This is a genomic window from Microbacterium sp. OVT16B (assembly GCF_019969705.1).
GTDB lineage: Bacteria > Actinomycetota > Actinomycetes > Actinomycetales > Microbacteriaceae > Microbacterium > Microbacterium natoriense.
Genome location: NZ_JAHXZA010000001.1, coordinates 2743096 through 2758748 on the forward strand (window position 1 = coordinate 2743096; position 15653 = coordinate 2758748).

12 protein-coding genes are annotated in these 15653 nt (G+C 70.2%); 2 read left to right on the plus strand and 10 right to left on the minus strand.

The window, feature by feature from the left end:
- Positions 1-114: 114 nt before the first annotated feature.
- Positions 115-1977: a phosphoenolpyruvate carboxykinase (GTP) gene (locus LC438_RS13055; RefSeq protein WP_181155939.1), complete on the minus strand. Its 1863-nt coding sequence runs from the start codon at positions 1975-1977 to the stop codon at positions 115-117.
- Between the two features lie 111 nt (positions 1978-2088).
- Here LC438_RS13055 and LC438_RS13060 point away from each other — a divergent pair, with 111 nt between their 5' ends.
- On the plus strand, positions 2089-3531 hold the full coding sequence (locus LC438_RS13060; protein ID WP_105676123.1) for an XRE family transcriptional regulator: 1443 nt from the start codon (positions 2089-2091) through the stop codon (positions 3529-3531).
- Positions 3532-3559: 28 nt separating this feature from the next.
- Here LC438_RS13060 and LC438_RS13065 read toward each other — a convergent pair whose 3' ends face one another.
- Both LC438_RS13065 and LC438_RS13070 read right to left on the minus strand, forming a co-directional pair.
- A complete protein-coding gene (locus LC438_RS13065; RefSeq protein ID WP_223586810.1) occupies positions 3560-4627 on the minus strand; it encodes a winged helix DNA-binding domain-containing protein in 1068 nt (355 codons plus the stop codon).
- 37 nt (positions 4628-4664) lie between these two features.
- Entirely contained in the window at positions 4665-6113 is a 1449-nt protein-coding gene (locus tag LC438_RS13070) for a glyceraldehyde-3-phosphate dehydrogenase (RefSeq protein ID WP_223586811.1), read from the minus strand.
- A 147-nt stretch (positions 6114-6260) separates the two neighbouring features.
- Here LC438_RS13070 and LC438_RS13075 point away from each other — a divergent pair, with 147 nt between their 5' ends.
- A complete protein-coding gene (locus LC438_RS13075; RefSeq protein WP_223586812.1) occupies positions 6261-7583 on the plus strand; it encodes an amidohydrolase in 1323 nt (440 codons plus the stop codon).
- 210 nt (positions 7584-7793) lie between these two features.
- Here the strand turns inward: LC438_RS13075 and LC438_RS13080 are convergent, their stop codons facing one another.
- The 7 genes from LC438_RS13080 to LC438_RS13110 form a co-directional block, all read right to left on the minus strand.
- Positions 7794-8777 (minus strand): methyltransferase dimerization domain-containing protein, encoded by a 984-nt coding sequence (locus tag LC438_RS13080; RefSeq protein WP_223586813.1) that lies wholly within the window; start codon positions 8775-8777, stop codon positions 7794-7796.
- 106 nt (positions 8778-8883) lie between these two features.
- Entirely contained in the window at positions 8884-9534 is a 651-nt protein-coding gene (locus tag LC438_RS13085) for an alpha/beta hydrolase (protein WP_308116181.1), read from the minus strand.
- A gap of 106 nt (positions 9535-9640) precedes the next feature.
- Positions 9641-10228 carry a TetR/AcrR family transcriptional regulator gene (locus tag LC438_RS13090; protein WP_223586815.1) on the minus strand — a complete coding sequence of 196 codons (588 nt, stop codon included), beginning with the start codon at positions 10226-10228 and terminating at the stop codon, positions 9641-9643.
- A 20-nt stretch (positions 10229-10248) separates the two neighbouring features.
- Positions 10249-11082: an ATP-binding cassette domain-containing protein gene (locus LC438_RS13095; RefSeq protein WP_223586816.1), complete on the minus strand. Its 834-nt coding sequence runs from the start codon at positions 11080-11082 to the stop codon at positions 10249-10251.
- Positions 11083-11197: 115 nt separating this feature from the next.
- Positions 11198-12982 (minus strand): dipeptide/oligopeptide/nickel ABC transporter permease/ATP-binding protein, encoded by a 1785-nt coding sequence (locus tag LC438_RS13100; protein ID WP_223586817.1) that lies wholly within the window; start codon positions 12980-12982, stop codon positions 11198-11200.
- Positions 12979-13920: an ABC transporter permease gene (locus LC438_RS13105; RefSeq protein ID WP_105676105.1), complete on the minus strand. Its 942-nt coding sequence runs from the start codon at positions 13918-13920 to the stop codon at positions 12979-12981. The genes LC438_RS13100 and LC438_RS13105 overlap by 4 nt, the downstream gene beginning before the upstream one ends.
- Positions 13921-14037: 117 nt before the next feature.
- Entirely contained in the window at positions 14038-15567 is a 1530-nt protein-coding gene (locus LC438_RS13110) for an ABC transporter substrate-binding protein (protein ID WP_223586818.1), read from the minus strand.
- Between the last annotated feature and the right edge of the window lie 86 nt (positions 15568-15653).

Sequence of the window (15653 nt, forward strand, 5' to 3'; positions counted from 1 at the left end):
CCGCATGCGCGAAGGCGGGATGCCGGAGACCACTCAGCCATGGGTTCGTCTCGAGCATCCCGCCTTGGCGGAAAGGAGGGCGCCGTATCCCCCGATGGCGGCGCCCCGTCTGTGTCAGGCGTTCGACAGCCTGTAGCGCAGCGATGCCAGCTCGGCGCGCAGCGCAGCGGGCAGCTTGTCGCCGAAGGTGTCGTAGAACGCCTCCGTGAGGTCGGCCTCGGTCTTCCACGCCTCGGCGTCGACCGAGAACAGCTCCTCGAGGTCGGCCTCGGGGACGTCGAGTCCGTCGAGGTTGAGGTCCTCCGTGCGGGGCAGACGGCCGATGGGGCTGTCGACCGCGGTGACCTCGCCGGAGATGCGGCGGATGATCCAGTCGATGACGCGCGAGTTGTCGCCGAATCCGGGCCACAGGAACCGGCCGTCGGAGCCGCGGCGGAACCAGTTGACCTGGAAGATCCGCGGCGCGCGGTCGAAGCGGAGCGTGCGTCCGACCTTCAGCCAGTGCCCGAAGTAGTCGGCCATGTTGTATCCGCAGAACGGGAGCATCGCGAAGGGGTCGCGGCGCAGCTCGCCCACCGTGCCCTCGGCGGCGGCCGTGCGCTCGGACGAGATGTTCGATCCGAGGAACACGCCGTGCGTCCAGTCGGTCGCCTCGACGACGAGCGGGACGTTGCTCGCGCGGCGTCCGCCGAAGAGGATGACGTCGAGCGGCACCGCCGCCTCCCAGTCCTCCGAGATCTGCGGGCACTGCGCGGCCGACACCGTGAAGCGCGAGTTCGGGTGCGCGGCGGGGCGTCCCGAGTCGGGCGTCCACTCGTTGCCCTCCCAGTCGATGAGGTTCGCCGGCGCCTCGTCGGTCAGACCCTCCCACCAGACGTCGCCGTCGGGGCGGAGCGCCACGTTCGTGAAGATCGTGTTGCCCCAGAGGGTCTCGACCGCGGTGACGTTGGTCGACTCGCCGGTTCCGGGTGCGACGCCGAAGAAGCCGGCCTCGGGGTTGATGGCCCACATGCGGCCGTCCTCGCCCGGGCGGATCCACGCGATGTCGTCGCCGAGGGTCTCCACCTTCCAGCCGGGGATCGTCGGGCGGAGCATCGCGAGGTTCGTCTTGCCGCAGGCGGAGGGGAACGCCGCGGCCACGTGGTACGCCGTGCCCGCGGGGTCGATCACGCGGATGAGCAGCATGTGCTCGGCGAGCCAGCCCTCGTCGCGGGCGATCACCGAGGCGATGCGCAGGGCGAAGCACTTCTTCGCGAGGATCGCGTTGCCGCCGTAGCCCGAGCCGAACGAGTAGACCTCGAGCGTGTCGGGGAAGTGCACGATGTACTTCTCCTCGTTGCACGGCCACTCGACGTCGGCCTGTCCAGGCTCGAGCGGGGCTCCGACGGAGTGGACCGTCTTGACCCACGGCGCGCCCTCGGCGATCTGGCGGGTGACGGCGTCGCCGACGCGCGTCATGATGCCGATCGAGGCGACGGCGTAGGCGCTGTCGGTGACCTGGACGCCGATGTGCGACAGCGGGCCGCCGACCGGGCCCATCGAGAACGGCACGACGTACATGGTGCGACCGCGCATCGATCCCTCGAAGATCTCGGTCATCTTCTCGCGCATCTCGGCGGGGGCGGCCCAGTTGTTCGTGGGGCCGGCATCCTCTTCGCGCTCGGAGGAGATGAACGTGCGGCCCTCGGTGCGGGCGACGTCGCTGGGGTGCGAGCGGGCGAGGTAGGAGCCGGGGCGCCACTCGGGGTTGAGCTTGATGATCTTGCCCTCGTCGACCAGTCCGCGCAGCAGCCGGTCGTTCTCGGCGCGCGAGCCGTCGACCCAGTGGATGCTGTCGGGCTGCGTGAGAGCGGCGATCTCGTCGACCCAGGCGGTCAGCTCCGCCATCGCGGGGGTGTCGTAGGTCGGCGCCGTCCCGAACGTGCGCGCGGGGGCGACGGATGCTGCTCGAGGGGTGAAGACTTCGGCGATGGCCATGACTGCTGCTCCTTTGAGTGGGGGGCGTTGCATCCATCTTCTTCTGGGTTGAGGGCGATTTTCTGACGAATCGGGCGATAAGAATCTCAATTCTTTCGATAGGATCAAGGAATGGCTACCTCCGGCATCCACCTCACGACCCTCGGCCACCGCATCCGTCACCACCGGCTGGAGAACGGCTACACCCTCGATGAGCTCGGCGCCCTGGTCGGCGTCGCCGGCTCCCAGCTGAGCCTCATCGAGAACGGCAAGCGCGAGCCGAAGCTCTCCCTGCTGCAGGCGATCGCGCAGGCCACCCGCACCGAGGTCACCGACCTCATCTCGGGAGAGCCGCCGAACCGCCGCGCCGCCCTGGAGATCGAGCTCGAGCGCGCGCAGGAGAGCCCGGTGTTCCGCCAGCTGGGCATCGCACCCGTCCGCGTCACGAAGGGCATGAGCGACGAGACGATCGAGTCGCTGCTGGGGCTGCACCGCGAGCTGCAGCGCCGCGAGCGCGAGGCCATCGCGACCCCCGAGGAGGCGCGCAGGGCGAACACCGAGCTGCGCCTGCGCATGCGCGCCCAGCACAACTACCTCGCCGACATCGAGAAGCTCGCCGAGAAGCATCTGCGGGCCGCAGGGCACGTGCAGGGCGCGCTCACCCACCGCACGGTGAGCATCATGGCCGAGAAGCTCGGGTTCGAGCTCATCTACGTGACCGATCTCCCCCACTCGACGAGGTCGGTCACCGACCTCGAGAACGGACGGATCTACCTGCCCCCTGCGTCCATCCCCGGCGGTCACGGCCTGCGGTCGATGGCCCTGCAGGCGATGGCCCACCGACTGCTCGGCCACACGCCCCCCACCGACTACGCGGACTTCCTGCAGCAGCGCCTGGAGATCAACTACTTCGCGGCATGCTGCCTCATGCCGGAGACGGCATCCGTCGCCTTCCTGCAGCAGGCGAAGAAGGACCGCAACCTCGCGGTCGAGGACTTCCGCGACGCGTTCGGCGTCACGCACGAGGCGGCGGGCATGCGGATGACGAACCTGCTCACGCAGCACCTGGGGATGCCGCTGCACTTCCTGCGCGTCGCGGCGAACGGCGCGATCACCCGCGTCTACGAGAACGACGACCTGCCGCTGCCCATGGACGTCACCGGCGCCGTCGAGGGGCAGCGCGTGTGCCGCAAGTTCCAGGCGCGCGGTGCGTTCACGCAGCAGAACCGCACCACGGAGCACCACCAGTACACCGACACCCCCTCCGGGACGTTCTGGTGCTCCACGCAGACCGGCTCGGCGACCGACGGCGAGTTCTCGGTGACGGTCGGCGTGCCGTTCGACGACGCGCGCTGGTGGCGCGGGCGTGAGACCGCAGACCGCGCCGTCTCGACCTGCCCCGACGAGGCGTGCTGCCGCCGACCCCCGTCCGACCTCGCTGAGCGCTGGAGCGGCAAGGCGTGGCCGAGCGCCCGCGTGCACACGCACATGTTCTCGCCGCTCCCCCGCGGCGCCTTCCCCGGTGTCGACGACAACGAGGTCTACAACTTCCTCGGGCGGCACGCCGACGAGTGAGCCCTGACGACGCGTCGACGCGAAGAGGTCAGCGGGCGACGAAGTCGCCGTACCGGGTGAGCGCCGCGTCGACGGCATCCGGATCCAGCGCGGCATCGAAGGGCTCGGCGATCGGCGCATCGCGGTGCCGCCCCACGGCGGCGGAGTGGGTCCATGCTCCGGCGATGCGCCCACCTGCGAGCAGGCTCGCCCTCACCATCCCGTTCTTGCCTGGGCCGATGCGGGCCATGGCGTCGGCATCGGCGACAGGGGTGCGGTCGGCGTAGGAGATGTAGTACTCGTCGAACATCGGCAGTGCGCGCAGCTCGGCGTCATCGACCCCGCGACCACGGCGCGGCCGCACGGCGGAGACGAAGAGCCCCTCCTCGACCTCGGTGACGCGATGCCGCGCGCGTTCGACCGCTTCGCGGGCCGCGCCGAGGGTCAGCCCCGACCACCACGCGAAGTCCGCGGCGCCCGCGGGGCCGTGGCCGTCGATGTAGCGCACGAAGAACTCCGCCAGCGGGTCGTCCGGCGCGACGGCATCGGGCAGGTGCTCATCGGCCAGCACGAACAGCTGCTCACGCCCGACCGCTCCGTCGCGCGCGACGACCGGCCCCTGCACGAGGACGCCGTCGACGCACAGGGCGCCGATGAGGTGCACCCCGCGCTGCGCCGACGGGTCGATGCCCAGCGCCGCGATGTCGTCGAGCAGCTGCGCCCGCGTTCTGCCGCCGTCGGCGAGGCGCTCTCGAAGCGCCCCTCCGACGCGGGCGAGCATCTCCCCGTCGATGCCGAGTTCCCGGTGCCTGCCCGCGACCTGCTTGCGCTGCCGCTCGCCGGTGACCGAGAGCACCCAGCGCAGGTCGGCGGCGGGGATGATGTGCAGCGTTCCCCGCATCGTCCACGACCGCACGAGCTCGCCGCGCGCGAAGGCCCTGTCGACCGCGGAGAGCGCGGGCGCTCCGCTCGTGCGGATGCCGAGAGCCCACCGGCCGGCGAGGAACTCCTGACCCTGCACTGCGAGCATGTGCGAGGCGGCATCCGTCACGGTGCGCGCGGGCGCGGTGAGCCTGTGGGAGCGGAGCCGTTCGGACAGCAGGGCGCTGGGCGTCATGCCCCCATACTGCCGTGCGGCGCCGACATCCGCCCGCTCAGCCCTCGAGCGTCACCCTGCGGCGCGCCGGCAGCACGACAGGGTGCGACCCCGCCATCGTCTCCAGCACGCGGATCACCTGGCAGGAGTATCCGAACTCGTTGTCGTACCAGACGTAGAGGATCAGCGTGTCCTCGTCGGCGATCGTGGCGAGACCGTCGACGATCCCGGCGCGGTGCGAGCCCACGAAATCGGTCGAGACCACCTCTGGCGACTCCACGTAGTCGATCTGCTGGCGCAGGCGCGAGTGCAGGGAGACGCGTCGGAGGTAGTCGTTGACCTGGTCCTTCGTGGCGGGGCGCGCGATCGTGAGGTGGAGCACCGCGAGCGACACGTCGGGGGTGGGAACGCGGATGGAGCTGCCCGTGAGCTTGCCCTCCAGCTGCGGCAGCGCCTTGGCGACGGCCTTCGCGGCCCCGGTCTCCGTGATGACCATGTTGAGCACCGCGGAGCGGCCTCGACGGTCGCCCTTGTGGAAGTTGTCGATGAGGTTCTGATCGTTCGTGAACGAGTGGACCGTCTCGACGTGCCCCTTGACCACGCCGTAGGCCTCGTCGATCGCGGCGAGCACCGGCGTGATCGCGTTGGTGGTGCAGGATGCGGCGGACAGGATGCGGTCCGCGTCGTCGATGACGCCGTCGTTGATGCCGTGCACGATGTTCTTGAGCGGGCTCTTCCCCGGTGCGGTGAGCAGCACGCGCGCGACGCCCGTGGAGTTCAGGTGCTGAGAGAGACCGGCCTCGTCGCGCCAGCGTCCGGTGTTGTCGACGACGATCGCGTCGTCGATGCCGTACGCCGTGTAGTCGATGGCGCCGGGGTCGTCGGAGTAGATCACCTGGATGCGGGTGCCGTTGGCGATGATCTGCTCGGCCTCCTCGTCCACCGTGACGGAGCCCGCGAACCGTCCGTGCACCGAGTCGTGCAGGAGCAGCGAGGCGCGCTTGACGAGGTCGTTCTCCGAACCGCGGCGCACGACGATGGCGCGCAGGCGGAGCCCGCTGCCGCCGCCGGTGTGGGCGATGAGGATGCGCGCGAGCAGGCGTCCGATGCGGCCGAAGCCGTACAGCACGACATCGGTGGGCTCTGCGGCGACGGCGCCGACCGCGGGGGCGAGCACCTCTTCGAGGTAGGCGCTGAGCTCCTGGCCACTGTCCGCGTGCCCCTCGGCGAGACGGGCGACGTCGAGGGAGGAGGCGCCGGGGGTCAGCGCGTGCACGGCCTCCAGCACGGCGAGCGTGTCGTCGAGGACGAGCGGGGCGTGGCCGAGCCGCTCGACGCGGTCGTGCACCTCGACGATGCCCGTGGCCGAGAGCCCGAGCAGGCGGTGCCCGTGCAGAGACGTGATCACGTCGTGCTCGCGCTTGAGCGCGCCGATGAGGGGGATCATCCGCTCGGCGAGTTCTTCTCGGGCGGTCCAGTCGTCGCGCTGTGCGTCGGTCATCTGCATCCTTGCATCTGTGTGGGCGCGCCGAGGGGTCGCCGGCGCGCGGAATTGCCGGGTGAGCTTCGGGGGTGATACCAGGGTACGCGCCGCCGACACACCCTCGCGAATCCTCTCGCGCTGCGGAATCTTTTCGTCTACGCTGGTGGAATAATGAGTACGACAGTCGCCGGCGACGACGCCGATCTGATCATCCGCGGTGGACGCATCCGCACCTTCGACGCCGCGGGCACGACGGCATCCGCCCTGGCCGTCCGCGGGGGACGCGTCGTCGCGCTCGACGCGGATGCCGAGGCCCTGCGAGCCCCCTCGACCGTCGAGCTCGACGGCCGCACCGTCGTCCCCGGCATCAACGACGCCCACCTGCACGCCGCCTGGCTCGGAGCCCGCTGGCCGCACCTCTTCTTCTCCGACACGCCGCCGGAGCATCAGCCGTCCGGCGCCCTCGTGTCGACCGCCGCCGAGCGCCGCGCCGCGCTGCGGCACGCGTGGAGCCTCCTCGCCGAACTCGGCATCACCAGCTACACCGAACCGGGCATCGGCCCCGGCGAGGACGACGGCGAGACCGGATGCTTCGGCACCGACATGCTCGACGCCTACGTCGCCCTGCACCGCGAGGGCGCGCAGACCTCACGGGTCACCCTGCTGCGGCTCTTCGGCACGATCGACGGCGAGAGCACGCTCGCGGACTTCGAACGCGGCATCCGCTCCCCCGCGCCGGAGACCGACGCGCGATGGCTCTCGATCCCCGGAGTCAAGATCTTCGCCGACGGCATCCCCCCGATGGCCACCGCGTGGGTGTGCGAACCCTACGCCGACGGATCGACGGGCCACCTCCTCACCCGCGGCGACGATCCGCTCGCGGCCTTCCGCCGCATGATCGAGCTCGCGGCGGGTGACGGCCTGCAGGTCGCCGTGCACGCCACGGGCGACCGGTCGATCGAGGAGTTCCTGCGCGTCCTCGAGGAGCTGCCCGCCCCGCCGAGGGCGCCGCACTACGTCGTGCACGGCGACCTCGCGACGCACGATCAGATCGCGCGGCTGCGCGCCGTGGGCGCTGGCTTCGCCGTGCAGCCGATGATCGCCGCGCACACGCGCTCCTGGGCGGGAGCGCAGCTGGGCCCCGAGCGCCTCGCCGCGGCGTGGCCGCTCGCCGAGATGCTGTCGTCGGGCGTGCTCACGACGATCACCAGCGACGCGCCCATCGCCTCCCCCGACTGGCGCCTCGGCCTCGACGCCGCACTCGATCTGCTCGGCTCGGACGACATCGCGACCCGCACGGCGCTGCTGCGCCGGATGACGACGGATGCCGCGCGACAGGACGGCGCCGCCGAGTGGAAGGGCTCACTCGAACCGGGAATGGTCGCCGACCTCACCGTCCTCGACGAGGATCCCCTCGAGCCCGGCCGCGCCTTCGCATCGATCGGAGTCGCCAGGACCATCGTCGAAGGACGCACGGTCTTCGTCCGCGACTGAGGCCGCGCACCCTTCACCGCGTTTCGACTCGCTCCGCTCGCTCAACGACCCCGGAAGGAGACCCGGCCGTTGAGCGAGGAGCGCAGCGACGAGACGACGCGCCAGCGATGACAACACCCGCCCCAGGAAAACGGCGGGCGACACGCTCTCGCGTGCCGCCCGCCTCTCTGATCCCCCTCGGACCAGCTCAGCTCCCCTCTCGGGGAAGACTCACACCGCGGTGGCGACGAGCACGCGCGGGCTGGCGGGGAGCGCGATCTTCTCGCGCACCTGCCATCCGGCATCCGTCAGCCATCCGCGCACCTCGGACTCGGGGTAGACGACCGTGCCGTCGATCACGAGGTACTCGCCCGCGTGCAGCGCGTCGATGCCCCGCGGCTCGGCGTCGTCGTCGAGGAAGAAGTCCAGCACCGTCAACGTCGCCCCCGTCCGCGCGGCGGCACGCAGGTTGCGGAAGATCTGCGCGTTCTCCTCGGCGCTGAAGCGGTGGATCACGTGGTTCGCGAACACCGCGTCGTACTCGCCCTGCGGCGTCGCCGTCGCCGTGTCGCCGACCTCGACCACGGCCCGGTCAGCGACCCCTGCCTCTTCGATCGCCTCGGCGATGCCGCCCTCGAATCCGGGAGCGTAGACGAACGTCGTGTGGAGCTCGGGGTTCTGCGCCATGACCGCGAGTGCGAAGCCGGCGGAGAGGCCGCCGAAGTCGAGGGCCTTCGCGGCTCCCGCGAGGTCGACCAGGCGGCCGAACTCCTGCGCGTGCAGGGCGTTGTAGGTCATCACGCCGGCCATGAACGTCGCCCAGCGCGCATCGTCCATCTGCAGGTCGCCCGGCTCGGTCGTGTCGACCGTGTGCGAGAACTGCAGCCAGTGCGGGTAGCTGATCTCGCCGAGGAACGTGAGGAAGGGCGCCAGGTCGATCGCCGAGTCCGCCCCGGTGAGGTAGGCCGCGGCATCCGGCGCCACGCCGTAGACCCCGTCGGCGCGCGTGAGCAGCCCCTTCGCAGCCATCGCATCCGCGAGGATGCGGGCGATGCGCTCGCTCACGCCGCAGCGCTCTGCGATCGCGGAGACCGTGTCGGCGCCGTCAGCGACGGCGGCGAAGAGTCCGATCCGGCTCGCCTCGAAGAGCTGCTTCGAGGCCATGTAGCCCGTCGCGACGTCCAGGATCCGTGCGGCGTCGGGGGTGTTCGTCATGGTGAGTGCCTTTCGTGAGGATGCGCAGGATGCGCTCAGGTGCAATGAGTGTCTACAGTCGTAGGAATTTGAGGATGGGGGAAGCCCCGAACGCGATCCGCACGCGTCAGTCCGCGAGGAAATCGCGCACGGCGGCGCGGAACTCCGGCGCATGCAGCGCGGCGAGATGGTCGCCGGGCACCCGGACCGCACCGGCATCCGGCAGCAGCGCGGCGAGGTCGTCGATGCCCGCAGCCATGCCGTCCTCGGCGCCGCCGATCAGCAGGACGGGCTGCGTCGGGCCCCCGCTCGCGGGGGTGAACGGCTCGGCGGCCAGCCCCTCGATCAGATCGAGCAGTTCGCCGGCGCGATTGCCGGGCAGGGAGACCATGTGCAGGATCATCCCGGTCAGCGGATCCGCCGGAGACGCTCCCCCGTCGAGGGCCGAGCGCGCGGCCGCGAGATCCACCGAGGCGAAGGGCTCTCCAGCGGCGAGTCCGCCGAGCACGAGCCTTCGGACCCGCACGGACGGATGCCGCGCGAGGTCCCACGCCAGCCGTGCCCCGAGCGAGTAGCCGACGAGATCGACCTCCTCCTCGCCCACCGCGGACGCGATGGCGTCGAGCACCCGTGACGTCTGCGCCGTCCCCGACGCCGGGCTGGAGCCGTGCGCCGGCAGATCGACGACGAGGGCCGGTCGGTCGCCGAGCACGCCCTGCCACTCGGCATCCGGCCAGTCCACGGCTCCGGACGACGCGAGGCCGTGCAGGAACACCACAGGGCGACCTGAGCCGGGACGGCGGTGAACGGAAAGGATAGGAGTCACGGCGCGCCGTCCTCTCGGATCAGGCGCGTCGCCGCCGTCGGAGCGGCGTGCGCTCCGACTAGCGCAACCGCGCCAGGAACTGGTCGATGTAGGCCTGGTAGTCGGCGACCCGGTCGCCGTCGGGGTACATGAGGTTGATGACGGTCGCGCCGACGGCGACGGAGATGTACTCGTTCGCCGCGGCCGTGTAGTCCTGCTCCCGGATCGCCCCCTCGTCGCGCGCCGCCTCCATGCGGGCGATCAACGAGGTGCGCCAGTTCGCGAGGTGGCTGCGGTACAGCTCCGCCAGCGACTCGTTCGACATCGCGTACTCCCACAGCGCGAGCAGCACCCGACCGGCCGCGATCTGCTCGGCATCCCGAGGGATCGTCGCCTCCAGCCACCCGCGCAGCGCGTCCTCCGCCGACGCCGACTCCGCGGTGTCCGCGGCGACGCCCTCGGCCATCTGCTCCAGGATCGTCTCGAACGTCGCCGCGACGATGCTCTCCTTGCCGGGGAAGTAGTGCTTCAGCGCCCCGTTCGCGAAGCCCGCCTCCGCGGCGATGCTGCGCATGGTGGCAGCCTCGAAGCCCCCCTTGAGGATGATGCTCTTCGCCACCTCGACGATGTCCCGCCGACGCTGGTCGTGATCGATGATCTTCGGCATGGCGTCCTTTCAGCCTGGTGCTACCGTACAGCCGCATCGCGCACCTCCCGGAGAGCCAGCCATCGGGCACGCCGTTCGCGCTGCGCGGCGGGGTCGGCGACCGGCGACGCCAGCCGCAGACGCTCGGAGTACGGATGCTGCGGGTGACGCGTGACCTGCTCGCCCTCGCCGATCTCCACGAGCTCGCCGCGGTACATCACGGCGACGCGGTGGCAGACGCGACGCACCACGCCGAGGTCGTGCGACACGAAGAGGTAGGCGACGCCCGTGTCGCGCTGCAGTTCGATGAACAGGTCGAGGATCGTCGCCTGGGTGGTGAGGTCGAGCGCGCTCACCGGCTCATCGCACACGATCAGCCGCGGGCCGCGCACGAGCGCCCTGGCGATCGCGACGCGCTGCCGCTGCCCGCCGGAGAACTCGCTCGGGTAGCGTTCCATCGCCGTGCTCGGCAGCCGCACGCGGTCGAGCATCTCGCGCACCTTCGCCGCCGCCGCGCTCGCGCCGATCCCGGTCGTGAGCAGGGGCTCGGCGAGGATGTCGCCGATCGTCATCGCCGGGTTGAGCGAGCCGTACGGGTCCTGGAAGACGACCTGGATGTCGTCGGCCAGCGCGCGGCGACCGCGCCCTCCGAGTCCGCCGATCTCGCGGCCGTCGAAGCGGATGCTCCCCGAGGTCACCGGGGCGAGCCCCAGGATCGCCTTGCCGAGCGTGGACTTGCCCGATCCGGACTCCCCCACGAGCCCCAGGCACTCCCCCGGAGCGATGTCGAGGGACACGCCGTGCAGGGCGCGGAAGGCGCTGCGCCCTCGGCCGTACTCGACGACGAGATCGTTCACTTCGAGCAGAGCGCTCATGCGGACACCTCCGGGGATCCGAATTTCGGACGCATGCGGGAATCTCGGACGATCCCGGCCGAACTCTCCGAGAAACGCGCGAGCGTCCGAATTCCGGAGGACGGATGCTGCGGAGTCATGCGGACACCTCCGTGATGCGTGCGGCGTCGAGCGCCGCGCGCCCCTCCGCGTCGTCGAGGGATGCGGCGATCAGCTCCCGCGTGTATTCCTCGGCCGGATGCGCGAACAGATCGTCGACCTGACCGGACTCGACGATGTCACCCCCGCGCATCACGATCACCCGATCGCAGATGTCGGCGACGACACCGAAGTTGTGGGTCACGATCAGCAGCGCCATGCCGTACTCGGCCTGCAGTTCGCGCAGCAGCTCGAGCACCTCTGCCTGCACCGTCACGTCGAGCGCGGTGGTCGGCTCGTCGGCCACGAGGAGCGAGGGCTTGCCTGCGATCGCGCCGGCGATGAGCACGCGCTGCGCCATGCCACCGGAGACCTGATGCGGATAGCTGCGCATGACCCGGTCGGGATCGGTGAGGCCGACCCTGATGAGCATGGCCCTGGCCCGCTCCTTCGCCGCCGCCCTGCTCAGGCCGTGGGTGCGGCGCAGCGGCTCGACGAGCTGGTGGCCGATCGTGTACGAGGGGTCGAGGTTGCTCATCGGCTCCTGCGGCACGTAGCCGATCTCGCGGCCGAGCAGCGCCTGACGCTGTGTCGCCGTCGCATGGCTGACGTCCTCGCCGCCGATCCAGATCGCATCGGCCTCCGCCCGACCGGTCGACGGCAGCAGGTCCAGCACGGAGAACACCGTCTGCGACTTGCCCGAGCCGGACTCGCCGACGATCCCGACGACCTCGCCGGGGGCGACGTCGAGCGTCACGCCGTGCACGACCTCGGTCTCGCCGGTCGGCGTCGCGTGCACGACGTGCAGGTTCTCGACGCGCAGCGCGGATTCGGCCGCCTGGTGACGTGCGGTTCCGGTGGCCGGCGTGGAGGGGCGCGCCGCGGCATCCGCTCTGCGCCTCGCCACCCGGGGGGTGCGGACCTGCACGAGCTCGGCGAGCGTCGATCCCATGATCGCGAGCACCGCGATCGTCACGCCGAGCGCCGTCGACGGCCACAGCAGCATGAGCGGATAGGTGAGCATGAGACGGAAGCCCTCGAGCATCATGGCTCCCCAGCTGGGGACGTTCGAGTCGCCGATGCCGAGGAACTGCAGGCCGGCCTGCATGCCCATCGCGATGCCCGCGGTCAGGGCGGTCTGGATGATGACGGGCGGGTACACGGCCTTGATCACGTGGCGGAAGATGATGCGCCCGTCGGAGAGGCCGGAGACTCTGGCCGCGTCGATGTAGGTCTCCCCGCGCACGGCGAGGGTCTGCGACCGCGAGATGCGGAAGTAGCCGGGCACCATGAAGACGCCGACCGTCGCCATCAGGACCTCGAAGTTGTTGCGGCTGCCCGCGGCCACGACGAGGAGGATGATCATGCCCGGGATCGACTGCAGAGCATCGCTGATCCACGTCGCCACCCGGTCGAGCACGCCGCCGAAGTAGCCGGCGGCGACGCCCGACGGCACGCCGATCACGAGGGCGACGACGATCGTGATGAGCGCACCCCAGATCGTGGTGCGGGTTCCGTAGATCAACCGGCTCAGGATGTCGCGTCCGGTGGAGTCCCCGCCGAGCAGGTGCTCCGGCCCGGGGGGCGCCTTGGCCGCGGCGAGGTCGACGAGGTTCGGGTCCATCGGCGCGAGCAGCGGCGCGAACACGCCGACGAGCACGATGAGGAGGAAGATCGCGAGCGGGATGTAGCCGCCCGGATGCCTCAGGAAGCGGCGGAACAGACTCGACCGGCGCTTCTGGGCGGCGCGGTCGAACGCTACGCGGATGTCGGTCGTTGTCATGCGACGCGCACCTTCGGGTTGATCCAGCCGAGCACGAGGTCGAGCAGGAGGTTGATCAGGATGACGAAGACGATCGAGATGACCGTGATGCCGAGGAGCATCGGGATGTCGCCGTTCTGCGAGGACTGGTTGGTGAGCTGACCGAGTCCGGGAAGGCTGAAGATCTGCTCGACGACGATCGCCCCCGAGAGCAGGCCGACGAACATGAGCGCGATGACGGTGAGCGCCGACGGAGAGGCGTTGCGCAGGATGTGCAGGTTCACCCGCGCCGGCGAGAGTCCGCGGCTGCGGAGCGTGCGCACCCAGTCCTGGCGGGTCTGGGCGATCACCGCGTTGCGCAGCTGCTCGGACACCGCGACGATGCCGCCCAGGGCGAGCGAGATCGCGGGGAGCGTGATGGACCGCAGCCACCCGTCGACCGACTGGGTCGGCGTCACGTAGCCCACGGCAGGGAACCACTTCAGCTGCACGGCGAACCACATCACCAGCACGAGGCTGATCCAGAATCCGGGGAGGGCGAAGAGGACGACCGAGACGCCCTTGATGACCCGGTCGAACCAGGTGCCAGGGCGGAGACCCGTGATCATGCCGAACACGACGCCGACGACCGCGGTGATCAGGGTCGCGAAGGTCACGACCGACAGGGTCACCGGGACCTTGATGGCCAGCTGCGCGCCGACCGGCTGGAAGTTGCGCCAGGAGGTGCCGAAGTCGAGCAGCACCGCGTGCGACAGCCAGTCCCAGAACTGCACGAGCAGGGGCCGGTCCAGGCCGATCTTCTGCGCCAGCGCCTCCTGCTGCGCCGGGCTCGCCGTGGTGCCGAGCAGGGCGGCGGTGGGATCGCTGATCGCCAGGTGGGCGAGGAAGAACGTGCCGATCGACACCGCGACCAGCAGCAGGATGCCTGACAGCACGCGCTTCGCCGTGAACAGGAGCATGGGGACCTCTCGGGGGTCGGAGGGGGATCGATCGGCATCCGGTCGTTGAGCGACGAGCGCAGCGAGGAGACGAAACGCTGCTCGCCCTCGATCGCTCAACGACCGGGCATGAGGGCGTCAGCCCTTGGTGATGTACCGCAGCGTCGGGAACATCATCCCGACGACCGGCTGGAGCGTGATGCCGGGGGCGCTGTAATACGTGTTGTTCGCCTGGTACCAGACCGACCACCACGCCTGGTCGACCAGGCCCTTGTTCAGCTCCTCGACCGCGGCGGTCTGGGCGTCGCCGCGCTCCGTCTGCACCTTCTCCACGAGGGGCGCGAGCACCTCGTTGTCGGCGTAGTCCGGTGCGGGGTTGAACCACTGCACGCTGGTCACCTGGCGGGCCACGGTGGCGAGCTGGTTGCCATCCATCGCGAGGAACGAGATGAACATCGGGTAGTTCGGGGCGTTCAGCTGGTAATCCGGCATCTGCATGTTGTCCCACGTGACCTTCACGCCGAGCTCGGTGAGAGCCTGCTCCGCCGCAGGCTTCCACTGCTCGAAGATCGGCGACATCGGCATCGAGATCGAGAAGCCGTCGGGGTAGCCCGCGTCGGCGAGGAGGGCCTTCGCCTTGTCCATGTTGTACGCGTAGGTGTCGTTGAGCGCGGGGTCGTTGATGTCTCCGCCGTCGGGGAACACCTGGTTCGTCGCGACCCCGGCACCGCTGCCGACGGCTCCGAGGATCGCAGCGCCGTCGAACGCGTAGTTGAGCGCCTGGCGGACCTCGAGCTTGCCGAGGGGCTCGCTCTTGGCGCCGGTGTGATCGGTGATCACGAGGCCGGCCCAGCCGGACACGCGGGATGCCGTGTTCCAGCCCTGCTCGTCGGCCTGCGCCTGGTTCGCGACGTCGCCGTACTGCACGTTGATCTGACCGCTCAGCATCGCGTTGTGACGAGCGGTGGCGTCCATGATCGGGAAGATCGCGAGCTCGGAGAACGGGTAGGTCTTGGCGTCCCAGTGGTCGGCCACCTTCGTGAAGTGGTACTCGGCCCCGGCGACGCTCGTCGTGCTGTCGAGCGTGTACGGTCCCGATCCGACGGGCTCCTTGCCCAGCGTGCCGGCGTCGATCGCGGCCGGCGATGCCACGTAGCTCCGCCCGAGCCCCATGAAGTAGAGGATCGTGTCGTCGCGCTGGGTGAGGTTGATGGTGAGGGTGTCGTCGTCGACCTTCTCGAAGGAGGCGACGTTGACGTAGGCCTCCCCCGATCTCGCGCCCGCCTTGAGGTAGTCGAGGCTCTTGATGACGGCTTCCACGTCCACCGGGGTGCCGTCGCTGAACGTCGCGTCCGTGCGGATGTCGAGGTCGATGCTCATGTCGTCGTCGGCGACGGTCCAGTCGGTGGCGAGCGACGGGATCGGGTTCCCGTCGGCGTCGAGGGCGATGAGGGCGTCGTAGACGGCGGACAGGTAGGGGCCGTCGAAGCCGATGTCGGCCAGCGACGGATCCCACGAGGTGACATCGAGGAAGTTCCCGATGTTCAGCGCGTCTGGTCCGGCGGCGCCGCTGTCGCCGGACGGTGCGGGTGAGGTTCCGCCGCTGCAGCTGGTGAGCGCGAGGGTCGCGGCCACGGCCGCGGCGAGCGCGAGGGGCAGTCGTTTCATGGTTCCTTCTCTCGGGTGCAGGGAGTGGTGAAGAAGGTACGAAGGGCCTCTAGCCGGGGAGCCGGATCCGACGCCACTTCGATGTG

Excerpts from the sequence above, each read along its gene's own strand:
- LC438_RS13090 (WP_223586815.1), bottom strand. The coding sequence starts at position 10,228 with ATGCCGAAGATCATCGATCACGACCAGCGTCGGCGGGACATCGTCGAG.
- LC438_RS13105 (WP_105676105.1), bottom strand. The coding sequence starts at position 13,920 with ATGCTCCTGTTCACGGCGAAGCGCGTGCTGTCAGGCATCCTGCTGCTG.
- LC438_RS13055 (WP_181155939.1), bottom strand. The coding sequence starts at position 1,977 with ATGGCCATCGCCGAAGTCTTCACCCCTCGAGCAGCATCCGTCGCCCCC.
- LC438_RS13070 (WP_223586811.1), bottom strand. The coding sequence starts at position 6,113 with ATGCAGATGACCGACGCACAGCGCGACGACTGGACCGCCCGAGAAGAA.
- LC438_RS13110 (WP_223586818.1), bottom strand. The coding sequence starts at position 15,567 with ATGAAACGACTGCCCCTCGCGCTCGCCGCGGCCGTGGCCGCGACCCTC.
- LC438_RS13065 (WP_223586810.1), bottom strand. The coding sequence starts at position 4,627 with ATGACGCCCAGCGCCCTGCTGTCCGAACGGCTCCGCTCCCACAGGCTC.
- LC438_RS13095 (WP_223586816.1), bottom strand. The coding sequence starts at position 11,082 with ATGAGCGCTCTGCTCGAAGTGAACGATCTCGTCGTCGAGTACGGCCGA.
- LC438_RS13100 (WP_223586817.1), bottom strand. The coding sequence starts at position 12,982 with ATGACAACGACCGACATCCGCGTAGCGTTCGACCGCGCCGCCCAGAAG.
- LC438_RS13075 (WP_223586812.1), top strand. The coding sequence starts at position 6,261 with ATGAGTACGACAGTCGCCGGCGACGACGCCGATCTGATCATCCGCGGT.
- LC438_RS13060 (WP_105676123.1), top strand. The coding sequence starts at position 2,089 with ATGGCTACCTCCGGCATCCACCTCACGACCCTCGGCCACCGCATCCGT.
- LC438_RS13080 (WP_223586813.1), bottom strand. The coding sequence starts at position 8,777 with ATGACGAACACCCCCGACGCCGCACGGATCCTGGACGTCGCGACGGGC.